Source organism: Deinococcus sonorensis KR-87, assembly GCF_040256395.1.
Taxonomy (GTDB): domain Bacteria; phylum Deinococcota; class Deinococci; order Deinococcales; family Deinococcaceae; genus Deinococcus; species Deinococcus sonorensis.
This window is the reverse complement of the sequence record NZ_CP158297.1, coordinates 222228-238756: the sequence shown is the minus strand read 5'-3', so window position 1 is coordinate 238756 and position 16529 is coordinate 222228. Positions and strand designations below refer to the sequence as shown.

Sequence of the window (16529 nt, the reverse complement as noted above, 5' to 3'; positions counted from 1 at the left end):
GGCTCCTCCCACGAAGCGCCGTGCGGCCGTGATCAGCGCCTGGTCGTCGGCGGTGCCGCGTGGCCGGCGTGCCGCTGTCCCTCACCGCCACAGTTCAAGCGTCAGGGACACGTTGGTCATGGGCGGCGTCAGCGTCAGGCCGTCGGCCCCCCTGGCCGACGCGGTATCCACCCAGTCGCCCTGGTCGGGGGTGCCGTTGCCGTTGGTGTCTTCCCAGGCCAGGAGTTCGTAGGGCGTGGCGTCCAGGTGATCGAGGGTGAACGGCTGCGCGCCCGCGCCAGACAGCAGGACGAAGCGGACGCTGCCGTCCTCTGCGCCGCAGCCCCGGTCGACCCGGCAGGCGATCACCGCCGCGCCGTTCAGGCGGTGATTCTGCGGCGCCCGGAGCATGCCGCTGACACGGCGGTCCGGCGGTGTGGCGGGACTGGCCGACAGGGAGCGCGGGCGGTTGTAGCGGCTGTCCAGCGTTTTGCCGGTGGGGTCGCCCAGCACCAGCACGTCCCCGGTCAGTTTCCACGTGAAGGTGGAGGGGATCAGGGCGCGCGTTTCGTAGCTCTTGCTGGGCGAGCAGGTGTAGCCTTTGTTGTACGCGCTCGTCGGCGTCAGCGTCAGGAGATTGCCGTCCAGCGTGACCTTGCCCTTGCTGCTGGTCAGCAGTTTGGACGTGCAGCCGTACGTCGTCACCACGATGATGCCGTTGCGTTCGTAGCTGCCGTCGGCCTTGATGCGGATGATCTCGCTGGTGCCGCTGCTCTCCGCGTATTTGCCCGTGGTGGTGTCGTAATACTCGATCGGTGAGACCGAGCCGTATTCCCATTGACCCTGGAGCGCTTCGGGGACGCTGGCGGCGGAAGCCACGCCAGCGCAGAGCACCGAGAGCGTCAGGAGGCGTCGTGTGATGTTCATGTCAGGCTCCTTGGGCCGGATCCCCGGCCGCTGGCGGTCACCCTAAACGGCAGGCGGTGACACCCCCATGACGTGTAGGGGACAGGCCAGCGTTGCAGGGTGAGCGGGTCAAGCCTGCGTCCGGCCCGGGCGGCCCACCTGCGGACCGGTACGGCAGGGCGAACCGACGTTCCTGCCGGGCCGGTCCTCGCGGTGTTCGCGGCCAGCCCCCATTCGCCGGACTTCCTGCGTCCGGTTCCGAACGGGGACGGTGCCGAACGAACAGGCCAGGCCGCACCTCGCCGATCCGCAGCGCCGGGCAGGAACGTCGGGTGGCGCCTGTCCCTCCTGCCCGGTTCGCCCTGCCTCTCGCGGGACGGCGCTGCTGATCAACGCCGGACTGGCGGTGTCATCAGGCCGTCATCGTGAGGTGCATAGGGTGCCAACAGAGACAGCTTCGAGGAGACCCCCATGCACCAGATGTCCATTGCAAACCTGTTGAGCGTCACGGCGGCCCTGTGCCTTTCGGTCACGGCGGCCGCGGCCGCACCGGAGGTCACGCTGACCGCCCCCAAAACCGCCTGGACCCTGGGCACCGCACAAAGCGCAGAGACCACCGTGCGCGCCGCTGGTCTGCCAGCTTCAGGACCGGTGCGTTTTGCCCTGGAAGGGGCGGGTGCCGGCACCGGCGCCACAAAGATCAGCGCTGTTTTTGGCGGGTTCAAGGCGGGCAGCAGCACCTTGAAACTCAATGTGGGTGCGGAGGTCCCGGTCGGGACGTACCCACTGGTGGTCCGGGCAACGAGCGGATCGCTGACCACAACGCTGGCCCTGCAGGTTAACGTGGAGCGCTGGCTCCTGGTTGACGCGGACCGCAGCGAGAACAATGCCGTGGTGACGGCAGCCCACCGGCCGGATCCCAAGGCGAAGGAATCCGCGCTGGATACCCTGATGAAACAGACGCTGGCGGGCCGCGCCTTTGACATCTACGCCGTGAAGCGGGGTTCGATGACGTCGGACCTGCCCACCATTGGCGGTCCGGGCATCGCGACCCTGCGCAAGTATTCAGGCGTGCTGTGGTACACAGGAAATCAGGACTATCAGATCCCGTTGGAGCAGGACCTGATCAACCTCAGGACCTTTCTCGACGACGACGCCCGGAAGCTGATCCTGAGCGCGCCAGCGCTGGTGGTGAACATGGCTGGCGCAGCAAATGTCTTCCAGACGACCGAGCCGGACGCGAATGATCTGCCGGCCCAGCGCGAGCAGCGGGCGTTTCTCAAAGCGGTGTTCGGGGCAGCGGGGTACCACGGCGCGTATGCCCGCGATGCGTACCAGGTCACGCCCGTCGCCGGTTCGCCTCTGGGCGCGTTCGGCAGCCTGGACGTCTCGGGCGGAAACAGTCTCCGTGTGGGGTTTTATCCTCTGGACGAGCCGTCGGTCCAGCGGCTCGTCACCGGACCACTGCTGAACCAACAGAACATCAAGTCCGTGGGCGCCGTCGCGCTCGGACGTCATGGGCTCGGACCGAGCCACACCTCCAGCGGGGTGTTCCTGGGTATTTCACCGGACGTCATCAAATCGCCTCGGGTGCGGGCCATCCTGCAGGCCCTCCTGGCGTTTTGATTGACCAGCGGGCTGCTCCACTCCAGCCGGGCACAGCGCGTCACCCAGCGGTTCCGGCGGTGGGATCTCTGAAGCAGGGAGGTTTCGGCACGGTCCAGCACCGGGCAGGGGATTACTCTGGCCGTGGGTCTCGCGTGGCCGGCCGCTCGGGCGGGGGTGAGCAGCACGGCGCGCGCCAGATTGCCCTGGGGGGCGGTTGCGCTTCAGGTGAGCTCACGTCGGGACCCACATTGGCGCGTGCTGGAGGCGCGTCGGGCGCCCGACGCGGGCCTGGGCGCCCGCCATGTCTGTCCGCCGAGGACCGTGCGTCCCAGGGAACGGCCGCAGCGCTTCGTCATGGACTCGGCTGGGGCAAGGTTGGCCAAACGGCAGCTTTCCTGATGGCGTGATCCACCGTGCCGACGGGGTTGGTAAATGCTCCCTGTGGCCCACCGGGTTTCCTGCTCTGCCATTCGGACACACCGCAACCTTCAGCCGGGCGTGATGGAGCACGCCCGGCCAGGGCCGGACCCCGTGCCCGACCCGTCACCCATCGGCTGTCCCTCTCGCGCCTCGAGGATGCTCCTCTTTATGTGTACCACCGGTGGTGTTCATTCGATAAAATCAAATGATGCGGCGGCATACCAACCTCGACATGGACGTGATCCGGACCCTTGTGTATGGCGTTGATCTGGGCAGCTTCAGCCAGGCGGCGATCAAGCTGTCGCGCTCCCCCTCTGCCGTCAGCACCCAACTGAAGAAGCTTGAGGCTCAGCTGGGCACAGAACTGCTGCGCAAGTCAGGTCGTGGCTTGGTCCTGACGGACGCGGGAGAGGCGTTTCTGGTGTATGCCCGCCGGCTGCTTGAACTGAATGATGACGCGGTGGCCGCGGTGCGTGGGAATGAGATGGCCGGGACGGTTCGCCTGGGTGTGCAGGAGGACTTTGGGGAATCGCTGCTGCCTCAGGTGCTCGGCGCCTTCGCCCGCACCCATCCCCGGATCAGTATTCAGGTGCGCATCACGCGCAACGCGGATCTGCTCGCCGGCGTCAACAACGGTGACCTTGATCTCGCGCTGGCGTGGGGCGAGACGAGAACAGCCTACGTGGACTCCCTGGCGACCTTGCCGATCCGGTGGTTTGGTCCTCCAGACCCGTCGCACGTGCTGCACCCTCCACTCCCACTGGCCGTGTTCGAGAGCCCCTGCCTGTTTCGGACCTTGGCCATGGCCCGCCTGGACTCCGCGGGAATTCCCTGGCGTGTGACGTTCACCAGCCCCAGCCTTGCGGGGCTGTGGGCCGCGCTCGCGGCAGGCCTCGGCGTGACGCCCCGCACCGCCCTGAGCGTGCCGAAAGGTGTGCGGCCGCTGGACCATCCAGACTTACCGGACCTTCCCAGCATCACGTTGAGCCTGCACCGCTCAGAAGCCACGGCGTCGCCAGTGGTGGAGCGCCTCAGCGACCTGGTGAAGCACACGGTGCTGGACGTCATGGAACAGCGCTCCATCTAGGCACCGCCTGACCAGCACATCGGCCACTTCCCCGGACGAAGCGGCGCGAAGGGCGGTGCTGAGGCTGAGGCGCCACCGAAGGTTTCCTTCCGGCGGAACCAACCGGCACGGGTGCTTCCTGGAGGTCGGCTACACCCCATCTCCCCGATGCAGCCCTTCCGGGTGGGGGCAGCCGCGCGCCGGCGGGCTTGAATCCAGCGCGCTCACTCAGGCGACCTGACGCGCGTCGCGGCGTGGCGACCGCACGTCCGTGAGCGGTGACCGGTGGGGAGCGCCGTCCCGAGCCGGCCAGTGCTCGACCAGCGGGTGACTCGCTCGTCGCCCAAGCTCCTGGTGGAGGGCTGTGGCCGCCACGGAAGCGGACGGGGTCCTGGGGATGGCAGCGCGATCCAGGACCGCGCCGGTGCCCCCCCTGTCCCCCGTCCGTGTCACTCCTCGGTGATCTCTTCCATCACGAAGTGGACCGACGTTCCAGCGGCGGGGTTCGTGATGACCCCGTTACCGGAGGCGAAGGCCTTGTCGAACCAGTCGCCTACCGAGAATTCCTTGTTATGGTCCACATCCTGCCAGGCGTAGACCAGGTACGGTTCGTCCGTCATGCCTTTGATTTCCCAGGTGGTGGCATTGAGTTCTGAGCCGGTCTTGAACCATTTGGTCTTGTCGCCTCCATGCTCGCAGCCGGTCGCTTTCGGGCAGACGATCACCGCCGTGCCGTAGAGCGAATGGCCACTCGGGGCCGTCAAGGTGCCGGACAGCGTGTAGGTCTTGCCCGGTTGCGGATCTCCTGGAGCAGTGACGACCCGCGGGCGGTTCCAGCGGCCGGTGGCGCCCTGATCATCGGTGATGGTCAGCACCGCCGCGTCCCCTTCCCCCTCTACCTTCCAGGTGCTGGTTTTGTTGGTCAGCGTCCCGCCGGTGGTCACCTTGCCGGAGCAGGTTTCCAACATCGAAAATTTGACGTGCTTATCGATCTTGGTCATGGACTGCCCGTTGAACTTGAGCAGGCCATCACTGATCACCAGGAGTTTGGTGCTGCAGGCGCCCACGGTGATCACCGAGATGCTGGACCCGGTGAAGGTGCCGTCCGGATTCAGGTGCAGAATGGCGCTGGTCCCGCTGGCCTCAGCGTACTTGCCGGTGGTCGGGTCGTAATACTCGATGGGGGAGACGTAGCCGAAGTGCCACTCGCCCTGCAGGGCCGCCGGCGGCGGATCGCCGTGCTCCACGGTCCCGCCTCCGCCGTTCCCACCACCGGGGTTGCCCGTCCCGGGCCCACTCCCTCCTGGGAGACTCGGCGGCGTCCCACAGGCGGAGAGCAGGGCAGCGGTCATCAAACCAAGCATCAGTGTTCGCATGTATGTCTCCTTGACGCTGTGCAGCGTGCCGGCACTGTAGACAGCGCCGGGTGACACTTGAATGATGGACATCACCGGCCAGGCGGAGTCATCCGCAGGGTTCAGCAGAACATCGTGTGGGAGGGAACGCGCAGCCCCTGGCGTGCCCTCAGCGCGGCCGCCGGGCAGGGAGCGAGGCTGGCGACCATGCCATTGTCCATGCGCCCGTCTCTGCGGGTGATCCAGGGCCCTTGACGACGGACCGGCCACGCCACCAGGCTGGTTGGTCCCTCACACCTGCGCCTCAGCGTCGTTCCGGGGCCAGAGCCTCGACGCCCCAGGGACGGAGGTCCCCTGAACGCGCCGAAGTTTGGCCTGTGAGGCATGGCAGGCGCACTTCAGACGGCGGGCGCAGCCGGACTCCGCAATGAAGACGCGTCAGCGCCAATGCCCGTAGGAGAGCCCACATCCGCGCGACGCTGAATGCCCGTGGGAGCTCCGTGCCGGCCATCCACGCGCTGCCCACTGACGTGATTCCTGAGCTCACGGGCGACGGCAGGGCCCCCACAGAGCCGCAGGCTCATGCAGGTCCACCAGCGTTCGGTCCTCGCCTGTTCGCGCAACATGCCGCCAGGCGGCCCCCAGACGCGACCGTGCATGGCTGTGCGCCCCGCCGACCTGGGCAGGATGACCGGCCCCGTCGTGAGGGTGATGGCGCGCCGCATTTGGCCGAGCCTGAAGCCTGCTCCTGAGATTTATTCCCGGCGGTGGAAGCCCAGCAACGTCGTCCGGCGGGGCGTGTGTGGGCGGACGCGTTGATGACCAGGAGCCAGCTTCAGCCGCTCGCGGAGCCACCGTGAAGGTCGGCCGGACAACCGCGGGCCGGCCACGCCGCTCCCTGCGTGTGGGATGGGACGCCCTTCCGCACGCGCCTTGACCCTGAACCAGCTTCAAGGCGCCCTGAGTGCAGTCCAAAGCACGCCACGGCGGGACGACACTGCAGTGTCGTCCCGCCGTGGCGTGCTGTAGGTGCCGTACGCGTGGGTCATCGGGAAGGCAACCCACCCCGTTGGGCCGTGGGCGTTCGCTACCTCGCCTCGGAACGGTGCGGGTCGTGCTGGGGGCCACTCTGGTTCCGTGCCGTGTCGGCTGATCCAGCGGCTGCGGTCTGTCGGTCGCGTGACACCACGACCACGGCCGCCACAAGCAACGCGGCGCTGATCACTGCCGTCAGGGCCGGACGGCCGGCCGGTTGCTGAAACCATCCGGTGCTCCCGATGACCATCGCGCCCAGCATCTGCCCGAGCGTGACTGCGACAGTGCTGACCGCGACCCCCAGGCGGGCTGCGCCCATCAGACTCAGGGTGACGTAGGCGGCGCCGAGCAGCCCACCCATGAGCATCCACGGAGCGGGCCAGGCCGTCGGGCGAGCACCGTCAAGGCCCACAACCCAGAGGGAGACGAGCAGCGCGGCGCCCACCAGAAAGTTCACCAGGGTGGCGGCGAGCGGGGTTCCCAACGCGTTCGCCAGCCTCAGGTTGAAGGCCAGGCCGGCAGACAAGCCCAGGCCGGCGCCCAGCGTGCCGAGCATCAACAGCACACTCATGTCGTTCCCCACCACCGAACGGCCAGGGCCATCAGGGCCAGCGTGATGGCGAGCAGCCGGGCCCTGTTGATCCGCCGCCTGGGCAGCCCGAGCGCGCCGTGGTGATCGAGCAGAATGGCGGTCAGCAGCTGCGCGGTGATCACCAGGGTGGTGGCCAGTGGCGCGCCAAGCGCGCGGGTCAGCACCATGCTGCCCACCACGTAGGCGCTCCCCACCACGCCGCCGAGCCAAGCCCAGCGGGGCGCCTGGCCTGCGTTCGCCCAGGCTGGGGCGTGCCGCTGCAGGCGCAGCAGTGCGAACAGAGCAGCGCTGCCCACCCCGTAGGACACTGCGCCGGCCAGGGTGACCGAACCCAACGCCTGCGCGAGGGCACTGTTCGTCGCGAACTGGACGGGAAGGAGGCTGCCCCCGAGCGTGGTCAGGGCCAGGGTGAGCAACAGGAACGACGGTTTTGACAGCATCAACGATTCCTCCGACCGCACACGAGCTGAGGGTTCCAGGATGAAGGGCCGCACGCCAGAGCGACCTTCAGGCGATGAGGGGGCGCCGGATCGCTGGGATGTGGCCTGGGAACGCCCTCGGGAGGGCCCGCTGGACCACCCCGGTCCGCCCGGAGCAACGCGCGATCGATGGGTCGGCGCGTGTCCGGATGAAGCCCGGTCTGGGTTCCCGATCACCTGCGGCGCGGGAGCAGGCGAGGGCCTCATCGCCAGCCTCACCGCACTGCAGCGCAGCCCGGGACGTCCTCAAGGCGGTAATAGACGGGAATGCCCCTCGCCTCGGCCCGCCGCACATCCTGATCTGCGCCTGTCGAGGCGCCTTCGATCCGGAGGACGGCATGACACAGGTCGAGCAGCCGGTGGGCGGTGGGGTACAGCACCTGCTGATACAGCGCGTCGCCGGTGTGCCGCCCGCCCGCCGCCCTCCAGATCGGCAGGGCGGCCCATTCCCCGATCATGGGAAGATGTCCAGCCTGGAACAACGGCCACGACACCTGTTCGAGGCGTCGGAGATTGGCCGCCATTTTCTCCGGGTCGTCACCGGTGCCACTTCGGTACGGGCCGGCGATCAGAATCATCATGGGCTGCGTCTGGGTCATCTCTGGAGCGCTCCTTCTGGTTCAACGCGACGAGGGCGGGTTCGGCGACTCACGGCCGTGACGCTTCCGAACTTCAGGGTCGACCGATCGAATCGGGTGCTCCGCCGGGTGGCTTCGGGAGTCGGCCGTGTAGGTGAGTCAACCCCACCGGCTGGCACGCCGGGACCTTCCGCATGGGGCGCCCTCCACCTCGTGCAGGTCCGTGTGGCTCCGCTCGAGCCGGCGGGCAGCCGTTCGAAGGGACGAGGGGACGTCGCAACCACGGTCCCGGCGTGGCGAGCAGGACCATCCGGGTTGAAGGCTGTGCGTTCCCGGCGCTTGCGGGGAGTGCAGGCGCCGCTTGAGGGATCACGGTCGGCAGGGGAGCCTCCCGCCTCCTCTCTGTTCCCAGGCGAACGTTGAGGTTCAGGTGCAGCGTCAGCGCGGGCAGGACACTCAAGAAGGGCAACCGTCAAAGGCAACGGGTGGGCGGTCAATCGAGCACACATGCAGGACCCCTTTGGCCGGATGGGCACGGTTGAACCGACAGTAATCCGTGCCGAATGACACAGGCGTGACACCTGGGCGATGCTGGGTTGTCGCGGCAAGGAGCGAGCCGTCAGGACGCCCGGACGGTCAGCCGTTCGCCGCCGGCGCGCTCAGGGCAGCGCGGGCGACACGCACGGCCGCCGCCTGCGCAGGATCGTCGAGTTGTTCGTACATCTCGATCGCCAGTTGATAGAAGTGGTCCGCCTCCTGCATGCGTGACAGCAGCATCGCCTCCCGGGCCGCCTCGACGTAGAGGGGCGCAGCCTCCCGGAGCAACCCACTGTTGTGCCAGTGCGCGGCAATGCGCGCCTTTGGAGCGCCAGCCCGGGTCAGCGCGCGTGCGGCTCCCCGGTGCAACAGGCGCCGGACAGGATCCGAAATGCCCATCAGGATGGTCTCGTAGACCAGGTCGTGGGCAAAACTGTCGCCCATCACGAGCTGGGCCGCGTACAGTTCCTCCCAATGCCCGGCCACATCAAACAGCTGCGCCCCGAGGACGTCTGAGATCAGTTCGAGATTGAAATCACTTTGCAGCACACTTGCCGCCCGGGCGGTGATCAACGCCCCTCTGGACAGTCGTTCGAGCCGGCGGTCGATGATGCGCGAGACCTTGTCCGTCACGGGAAAGCGCTCTGGTGCATGTTCGGCCGCGGTCCCGTTTTCAATCATGTTGCGGACGGTTTCGAGCAGGTACAGGGGATTGCCGCCAGCGAATTGCGCCAGCCGACGCCGCGTCTCCTGCGTCAGCGGCACCTCGAGTTCATCCAGCAGGGCGAAAATGTCCGCTTCAGCCAACGGACAGAGCGCGATCTGTGTGGCCAGGCCGTTCAGCGTCATCTGCCGGAAGACGTCCTGGGTGCTGGCGTTCAGCTCGTCACTGCGGACGGTGCACAGCATCATCGGAACGCCGCTGCCCTGTCCCAACGGGAACGCGCTGGAAATCAGCACTAGACCCGCCTCGATGGAGGCCGGGTCGGCATACTGCATGTCTTCATAGACAATCGCCTGCACGTCCTGGGTGCCCATCTGGAAGATCTCCTGAATGACCGCACTCAACGGCGCGACGTTCGGGACGTCCAGGTCGCCGTCTTCCAGCAGGTCCGGCAGCAGGGGGGCCAGGGCACGTCGCTGCCACGGTTTCAACCGGAATTCGGGGTGGGCCGCCAGGATGGTGAGGAGATTCCGGGCGGTGGTGGAATACGGCACCAGCATGTCGCCCGGCTTGGCTTCGACGCGCAGCACCTTGCCCTTGGTCGCCACAAAGTCATGCATCAGACGGGATTTGCCGACCCCTGGCGCGCCGGACAGGATGATGAACTGGCCCTGATTCCAGCCCCGCTCCATCGCCAGCCACGGATCGGTCCGGCCAATCAGGGTCGGTGGACGCCGCACCGAGAGGGGCAGCTGGACTTTGACCGGCGCGGCGCGCACATCCACGGCCCCCCGCTCGATTTCCTCGGCGAGGAGGGTCGTCACGGGCATCGGCTCCACCCCGAGCTCCCGCATCAGGACTTGCTGACAGCGCTGAAAGGTGAGCAGGGCCGCCGAACGGTCATGGTGGAGGTACTGCAGGCGCATCAGCAGGCGGTAGTGGTCCTCGGAGAGTGGATTCAGTTGCAGCAGGGTCTGCGCGACCCTGATCGCCTCCGACCACTCTTCACGTTCTTCCAGGGCGGCGGCCATCTGGTTAAGCCAGGCGGTCTGGGCGGCACCGATGTGTTCACGTTGACTCAGCAGCCAGTCGGCCAGATCCGGCATGTCGTCAAAATCAACGCCTTCCAGCAGCTCGCCGGGCTGCGGCGTCACCTCGCCCTGCGGGGTGCCGGACCCGCGAAACCATTCGGGCAACATCACCTGGACCAGCGGGCTCAGTTCCAGCGTGTCGCCCGCGGTCACAAGGTCGTCTCCGTACGTCCGCTTCATGCGCCGGAGCAACTGGACCAGGTTGTTGCGGGCGGTGCTCTCGAGGGTGTCGGGCCACAGCAGGCCAGCGAGGCGGGACCGTGACGTGGACCCCTCGACCGCCAGATAGGTCAGCACCGCCAGCGGCTTCCGGTCGCATCGTCTGGGTTCACCTGCCGGCGAAATCAGGCGAGGTTGCCCAAGCAGATGCAGTTGCCACAGCGGCGGGGTTGGCATGGAGATCAGTCTACCCAGAGCGCGCCGGAACCCACGCGCACATCACGGCCACGCTGCTACCTGTGACGGGAGACTGTCACCGGGGTGTCATGACCCGCCGCCTACTGTCAGCAGGTTCGAACCAAACCTGCCAGGAGGCCGCCATGCGTTTATCCAAGCTCTCGAGCACTCAACTTCAGTCTCCCCGCGGCATCGTTCCGTTGCTCATGGTTGCCAGCGTCCTGTTCGTGGCCTGTTCTCCAGGCCCTCCCATGGGCGCAGAGCCAGGCCCCGTGTCTACCGGCCAGGTGCTGATCAGTACGGAGCAACGGTTGTACTCGGTGAGCCTGGGTCCGGTCAGTGACGATGGACCACTCCCGCATCCTTCACCGGTGCCCAGGACCAGCTTTGTTGACCTGGCGAGGGCCGGCGGGTCGGGGGCCGTCTATGGCATCACCAACTCCTCCCTTCACGCGCTGAATGTGTTCACGGGTCGTGAAACTTTGATTGGATTGTCGGGGGTTCATGATCTGACTGCTCTGGCGTTTGACCGAACTGGGCGTCTGTTCGCCGGGAGTGCCAGTGGACACTTGTACCGACTTGATGTGGTCACGGGGGCCGCGTCGCCCGTGTTCCTGCGTTCAACGTTGGGTCCCATCAGTGGCGATCTGGCAGCGACGGCTGACGGGACCCTCTACGCGACAATGACGTCCTTTGATTCAGATGTGCTGGTGGAGATCCATGTGGATTCCGGTGTCGTTCACATCGTCGGACCGACCGGTTATGCCCACGTCTACGGCCTGACGTTCCGCGGGGAAACTCTCTACGGCGTCACGGCCGAGGGGGAGCTGCTCACGCTCGACCGACGCACCGGAGCGGCGCGGTATGTCCGGCACACGGGCCTCACCGCCGTGACCGGGATGGAGTAGGCCAGGACCGGACCCGGCTGTGGGTCCGATGTTGGCTCTCAGGAACGGTCCACACCGTTCAAACCGCCAGCCCGCTTGCTGAGGAGTCTCAGGGAACGGGTCTGGCGGGAGCGCTCGGCGAAGGCGCCCGCATGCGGCGTCACGGTCCCCCGCTCCCGCGGCGGCAGAGAGAACTGGAGCGGCAGGGACCGCTCCTGCTGGTCTACTTCCGGGAGGTGCACGTCACTCAGGTGCGGGTCGGCACGGCAGCCGCCCGAGCACAAAGGGTGCGGAGGATCTCTGCAGCGCGGGTCCACAGCAGCGCGCCTCCCTCATGCTCGAGCAGATGCAGCGTCGCGTTCGGCAGCCTGGAGGCGAGCGTCCGCCCGAAGTCCGGAGCGTGCACGGTGCTGGTGTCCCGCGCCCCGTACCACAGGTCCACGCTGGTGGTAATCTGCTCCACCGCGAACGGCCAGGGACGCAGGGCATTCACCAGGTCCCGCGCGTACCCGGACGCGCCCTGCGAGAAACCTTCCTGCAGCGCGCGGCGGTACGCGTGGTCGAAGGCCGGCTGCCGATAGAACGCGCGGTCTTCCGGGCCGCTCATGCCGAGGATCAGGTCCCACAAGCCGTCGGCGGTCGCGAAGCCCGCGAAGTGCTGCTCGAACCGCTCGGCGTCCGCGTCGATCGCGTTCAGCATGCTGTTCACGTCCGGGTGGACGTGCGGCCGCACCCGCGGGTGCGCCAGTTCGTCCTGGCCCGACACCACCGCCGTTGCAAGCGTCACGCCAGTGGCCGCGAGGGCCAGCGCGAACGGCGCGCCCTGGGAGAAACCCACCCCCACCGCCGTCTGCTGACCCAGATGATCCAGCAGCTGCCGAACGTCCTGCGTCCACGACAGAAGCGTCTTGCCTGGGTGCGCGTCCGAGCGGCCGAGGCCCGGGCGGTCCGGGGCGATCAGGCGCACGCCCACGTCCATGAGCTGCAGCACGCCAAAGCCGAGCGTGCCGCTCATCGCCGCGCCGGTGCAGAACACAGCGGGCAGGCCATCCGGCGGTCCCCACTCGCACCAGGCGAACCGTCGGCCGTCCGAAAGCTGCAGGTGATGCGGTCGGCCGGGTGTGACAAACGAATCATGCGTCATGGGTGTTCCTCCTGTCCTCTCGGATGTGCACCTGCTCACGGCGCGCCGTGAGCAGGTGCACGCGCCCGGCACGGGTCGTCCAGCCGCCCAGGACCGACCGCATCACCTGCAAGTGTTCCCCGGCCCACGCTACACCTGGGGCGCCGTGCTGACGCCCCCGATGATCAGCAGCCCTTCTGACGCCTGGAACCACCAGGGGTACGGCGTGAGCTGCTGTGCGGCGGACCGTCGAGCTGGTCGTCTCTCCACTCGGCGCGGGAGGGGTGGGGACGGCGCTGGGTTCGCCAAGGTGGCTGCCAGTGTCTGTCGCGTGGCGGCACCCAACGCCAGGCCCGACGAGCAGGGTGAAGCCCATGCCAGGCCGGTGAGCGCCGCACGGGCACGACCGGTCAGTGCGCTCACCGGCCATGCCGGGTGGGCAACCTTCTCGTCACCTCCGTTCCTCATGAGCCTGGGGGTCCCCGGTGCAACGGCCGGTCCCCACGGACCCGGTGGCCGCTTGAACCCGGATGATTCAGGGCCTTGAGCACCCTGTTCAAGGTCCCTCCTTCCTGTGAGGGCCTCCTGACGGGCACCCTCTTCCAGGCTGCCGGTGTTGTCCTTCCACCTGAGCAGGGAGTCGGGGCCGGGCTTCAGCCCCTTGAGGCGAAACGGCGCGCATGTCCCTCTGGTGCTGACCCGCGTGGAATGGAGCTGTGCGGGATTGCAGTTATACCGGCAGGTGATGATCATGGTGCGCTGCACGTCTCAACAGCTTGGGGCGATGACGGTGCCGGCGATAGACATGCTGCTGGTGGGGGTGCGGGGCTCAAAGCGCGGGCGCGCGGCAGAGTGTTAGGCGTCACGGGTGTCAGTTGTCGAGTCCTGGTGTTCATGCGGGGCTCCTCCCACCCGGACGGTATGCAACGGGGGGTGACCGCGGAGTGACGCGCTCTGCGCGGTGAATGGGCCACATGTGTGGCCTTGCCCACCCTCATGCATTTTAAGATGAAGGCATGATGAAAGCCTGCTGGATTGTGCTGCTGGGCCTGGGCATGGCGTTCGCCACCACCCCCGCACCGACCGCCGACCTCCCCTTCGGCCTCGCCCTGCAGCAGGTGCAGGAGATCGTCGGCCCCAGCCACCTGAAGCGCGTGGGAGACGACCCGTATTTCCAGCGCTTCCTCCTGAGCGTCACGCCCACCGACACCCAGCCGTTCAGTGAATTCCAACTGGATGTTGTCGGACGCAACGCCGTGTCCTGCTCCGGGAGGGCCAGCACGCCGTACATCGCCCTCAGCAGCGACTCGAGGGAAATCACGTCCGTGTTCGAAGCCGCCAGAGTGTATTTCCTGCCCTACGGCGAAGCGGCTGTGACGAGTGAAATCGCCCGGGCGGCCGACCTAGACCGCGGCCGGCTCGAGAGCTTCGTGCCCGCCGACAGCCAGGGCACCATGATCCGCCCGCCCTTCGACTGGTCGCGCGGGGACACCCCCGGTGCCGGGCTGATGTTCTACCTCATCAGCTCGCAGGCGAGTTCGAAGCACACCTACCGCGTCAACGCGATGTATCAGAGCAGCGACCCCGCCTGCCCATAGTTCACAGTGAACAGGGATGTGACACGGTCCTGGCGGCGGCCCGGCGGCCCGGCGTCCCCAGGGACCAGCGCCTCCAGCTGCGTGATCCTGCTGTCGCGGCGCAACAGGGCCAGAGGTCGATCAGACCTCCGCCGCCCCGGCGAATGCGCTGGTCTGCGCGGCCGTTATCAACCCCAGAACGGTCCGGTTTCTTCGTGACATGTCGTTGCCTCCTGTGGTGGAGAGTGTGCGTCGCCGTGTTCCTGCCGCAATCCTGCCGTCTTCGAACTGGTCAAAGACCTTGGCCCTGGCGTTCGTCATGATCTGGCGCGATTGACAGCCCTGCAGCGTCTTGCTGGGCTACAGGGTCAGGACCGCTGGCCTGGATTTGATCAACGGCATAAAGCGTGCCCAGAAGCGTGCGGAGGGCACGGTGCGTTTCATGCCTGTACATCCGACTGGATCATGGCCGGAAGGTGGGCGGCACAGGCTGAGGAGGACATCAGCTTGAGGGTGACAAGACCGTGGCGCTGGATCTCCGGATAAGCCACCTTGAGGCTGGTCGCGCCGCCTGCGTAAGGCGCAACGGAAAGGGAGGGCGCATGTGAAATGAACGTTCATATAAGGCGGTCTTGTGACCGCTCACACCATTTTTTGGTTCATTTAAAGAGGTATCTAAACACTAGGTCCAGGTTAGTTGAGTGTCCTTGGCCGGCACTCTGCTGATGGGTGCGGATCGCCCGCCTTGCCGTCCAGAGTTCCCGTGCGGCGCCGCATTTGCCCTTGAACGTGTCCGTCAACAGGATGGTCATGACGCGTTCCCCTAGGTTCTCCTGCCCAGCACGTGGGTTCCCTGGACGCGCGAGGTGATACGTGAGGTGGCTCGAGACGGTTCTTGACGAGGGGGGAACAGCGGTTGGCGGTGTCTGTCAACGAATGAATCAGGTACCGTGACAGCCTTTTCGAGGCCCCTGAACGTTCGGTGCGAGCGGAAAAGTGGGACTATTGACATTCGACCGGGACTTTTATACGCTGTGACCGTTCACAAACCGAATGCCTGGGCACGAGCAGACCCATGCTCGCACCTCTGGTGTTGCCGCTCTGCTGGAACAATCGGGCCCGCCCTGGTCCCGTTGCTCACGGCATTGTCCTTGTGCCGCCCACTGTCCACGCTCCAGGAGGAACCCATGAAGACCCGTACTGTTGTTCTGACGACTGCCGCGCTTGCCGTCACCATCGCCGCTGCCCAGGCCGCCACCGGGCTGCCCAAACTGGCGGTGAAGCCCACCTACCGGGTGTGCTTCAACCAGTCGGAAATGGACAACCCCTGGCGCCTGGCGCAGACGGCCAGCATGCAGGACCAGGCCAAGAAGCTGGGCTGGACGCTGATCTTCACCAACGCGAACGGCTCAGCGGCCAAGCAGGCCTCGGACGTCCGCAGCTGCATCGCCCAGCGCGTCGACGCCATCTTCCTGACACCGCGGGAAGAGAAGCCGCTCACCCCGGTGGTCCTGGAAGCCAAGAAAGCCAACATCCCGGTGTTCATCATCGACCGCAACGTGGACGACACCGTCGTGAAGGCCGGAACCGACTACGTGACGTTCATCGGCTCGGACTTCTACGCCGAAGGGAAACGCGCCGCGGAATGGCTGGTCAAGACCACGAACGGCAAGGCCAAGGTCATTGAGCTGCTGGGCTCCACCGGCTCCTCGCCGGCCATCGACCGCGAGAAGGGCTTCCACGACTACATCGCCAAGTACCCCGGGATTCAGGTCATCGCGGCCCAGACCGGCAACTTCACCCGCGACGAAGGCCGCAAGGTGATGGAAGCGCTGATCCAGGCGCACCCGGACGCCACCGCCGTCTACGCGCACAACGACGAGATGGCGCTCGGGGCCATCACCGCGCTGGAGGCCGCCGGCCGCAAGCCCGGCAAGGACATCACCCTGGTCAGCATCGACGGCCAGAAGTCGGCGCTCCAGGCGATTATCGACGGCAAGCTGGGCGCCACCGTGGAATGCAACCCGCGCTTCGGCGTCAAGGCCTTCCAGACCCTCAAGGACTACGCCGCCGGCAAGCCCATCGCGGCGCGCCTGATCAACCAGGACCGCTTCTTCGACGCCAGCAACGCCAAGGCGATGCTGAACAGCGCCTTCTAAGGTCCGGAATCAGCAAGGCGCGGGCGACGGGGCCAACCGGCTCCGCCGCCCTCGACCGTTCCCCATTTCGCCCCACC

The 16529-nt window shown here is 66.8% G+C and carries 12 protein-coding genes; 5 read left to right on the top strand and 7 right to left on the bottom strand.

The genetic code is table 11. The annotated features are described in order from the left end of the window. Positions 1–81: 81 nt before the first annotated feature. The gene (locus tag ABOD76_RS02280) at positions 82–906 is read right to left on the bottom strand and encodes a hypothetical protein (RefSeq protein WP_350241726.1); all 825 of its coding nucleotides are present in this window, start codon (positions 904–906) and stop codon (positions 82–84) included. Between the two features lie 450 nt (positions 907–1356). Between ABOD76_RS02280 and ABOD76_RS02275 the strand changes: the two genes are divergently transcribed. Then, positions 1357–2511, top strand: coding sequence for a hypothetical protein (locus tag ABOD76_RS02275; protein ID WP_350241724.1), 1155 nt, complete (start codon positions 1357–1359; stop codon positions 2509–2511). A 634-nt stretch (positions 2512–3145) separates the two neighbouring features. Next, positions 3146–4000, top strand: a complete 855-nt coding sequence (locus ABOD76_RS02270; RefSeq protein WP_350241723.1) for a LysR substrate-binding domain-containing protein — start codon at positions 3146–3148, stop codon at positions 3998–4000. A gap of 428 nt (positions 4001–4428) precedes the next feature. Here ABOD76_RS02270 and ABOD76_RS02265 read toward each other — a convergent pair whose 3' ends face one another. From ABOD76_RS02265 to ABOD76_RS02245, 5 genes are all read right to left on the bottom strand, one after another. Next, complete coding sequence (locus ABOD76_RS02265; RefSeq protein ID WP_350241721.1) at positions 4429–5226, bottom strand: hypothetical protein; 798 nt, start codon at positions 5224–5226, stop codon at positions 4429–4431. Between the two features lie 1195 nt (positions 5227–6421). Next, a complete protein-coding gene (locus ABOD76_RS02260; RefSeq protein ID WP_350241719.1) occupies positions 6422–6940 on the bottom strand; it encodes a DMT family transporter in 519 nt (172 codons plus the stop codon). Then, positions 6937–7401, bottom strand: coding sequence for a DMT family transporter (locus ABOD76_RS02255; protein ID WP_350241718.1), 465 nt, complete (start codon positions 7399–7401; stop codon positions 6937–6939). Before ABOD76_RS02255 ends, ABOD76_RS02260 begins: the two co-directional genes overlap by 4 nt. Before the next feature lie 254 nt (positions 7402–7655). Further along, on the bottom strand, positions 7656–8021 hold the full coding sequence (locus tag ABOD76_RS02250) for a hypothetical protein (protein ID WP_350241754.1): 366 nt from the start codon (positions 8019–8021) through the stop codon (positions 7656–7658). A gap of 633 nt (positions 8022–8654) precedes the next feature. After that, positions 8655–10706, bottom strand: a complete 2052-nt coding sequence (locus tag ABOD76_RS02245) for a BTAD domain-containing putative transcriptional regulator (RefSeq protein ID WP_350241716.1) — start codon at positions 10704–10706, stop codon at positions 8655–8657. 143 nt (positions 10707–10849) lie between these two features. Between ABOD76_RS02245 and ABOD76_RS02240 the strand changes: the two genes are divergently transcribed. Continuing rightward, the gene (locus ABOD76_RS02240; RefSeq protein WP_350241714.1) at positions 10850–11614 is read left to right on the top strand and encodes a hypothetical protein; all 765 of its coding nucleotides are present in this window, start codon (positions 10850–10852) and stop codon (positions 11612–11614) included. 226 nt (positions 11615–11840) lie between these two features. Here the strand turns inward: ABOD76_RS02240 and ABOD76_RS02235 are convergent, their stop codons facing one another. Next, positions 11841–12737, bottom strand: a complete 897-nt coding sequence (locus ABOD76_RS02235) for an alpha/beta fold hydrolase (RefSeq protein ID WP_350241712.1) — start codon at positions 12735–12737, stop codon at positions 11841–11843. 995 nt (positions 12738–13732) lie between these two features. Here ABOD76_RS02235 and ABOD76_RS02230 point away from each other — a divergent pair. Together ABOD76_RS02230 and ABOD76_RS02225 are read left to right on the top strand one after the other, a co-directional pair. After that, the gene (locus ABOD76_RS02230; protein ID WP_350241710.1) at positions 13733–14314 is read left to right on the top strand and encodes a hypothetical protein; all 582 of its coding nucleotides are present in this window, start codon (positions 13733–13735) and stop codon (positions 14312–14314) included. A gap of 1166 nt (positions 14315–15480) precedes the next feature. Next, positions 15481–16452 (top strand): ABC transporter substrate-binding protein, encoded by a 972-nt coding sequence (locus tag ABOD76_RS02225; protein ID WP_350241708.1) that lies wholly within the window; start codon positions 15481–15483, stop codon positions 16450–16452. The last annotated feature ends 77 nt before the right edge of the window (positions 16453–16529 follow it).

Bases quoted from the DNA above. Each gene is read 5' to 3' on its own strand.
- ABOD76_RS02280 (WP_350241726.1), bottom strand. From the start codon at position 906: ATGAACATCACACGACGCCTCCTGACGCTCTCGGTGCTCTGCGCTGGC.
- ABOD76_RS02260 (WP_350241719.1), bottom strand. From the start codon at position 6,940: ATGAGTGTGCTGTTGATGCTCGGCACGCTGGGCGCCGGCCTGGGCTTG.
- ABOD76_RS02235 (WP_350241712.1), bottom strand. From the start codon at position 12,737: ATGACGCATGATTCGTTTGTCACACCCGGCCGACCGCATCACCTGCAG.
- ABOD76_RS02270 (WP_350241723.1), top strand. From the start codon at position 3,146: ATGGACGTGATCCGGACCCTTGTGTATGGCGTTGATCTGGGCAGCTTC.
- ABOD76_RS02240 (WP_350241714.1), top strand. From the start codon at position 10,850: ATGCGTTTATCCAAGCTCTCGAGCACTCAACTTCAGTCTCCCCGCGGC.
- ABOD76_RS02250 (WP_350241754.1), bottom strand. From the start codon at position 8,021: ATGATGATTCTGATCGCCGGCCCGTACCGAAGTGGCACCGGTGACGAC.
- ABOD76_RS02245 (WP_350241716.1), bottom strand. From the start codon at position 10,706: ATGCCAACCCCGCCGCTGTGGCAACTGCATCTGCTTGGGCAACCTCGC.
- ABOD76_RS02225 (WP_350241708.1), top strand. From the start codon at position 15,481: ATGAAGACCCGTACTGTTGTTCTGACGACTGCCGCGCTTGCCGTCACC.
- ABOD76_RS02230 (WP_350241710.1), top strand. From the start codon at position 13,733: ATGATGAAAGCCTGCTGGATTGTGCTGCTGGGCCTGGGCATGGCGTTC.
- ABOD76_RS02275 (WP_350241724.1), top strand. From the start codon at position 1,357: ATGCACCAGATGTCCATTGCAAACCTGTTGAGCGTCACGGCGGCCCTG.
- ABOD76_RS02255 (WP_350241718.1), bottom strand. From the start codon at position 7,401: ATGCTGTCAAAACCGTCGTTCCTGTTGCTCACCCTGGCCCTGACCACG.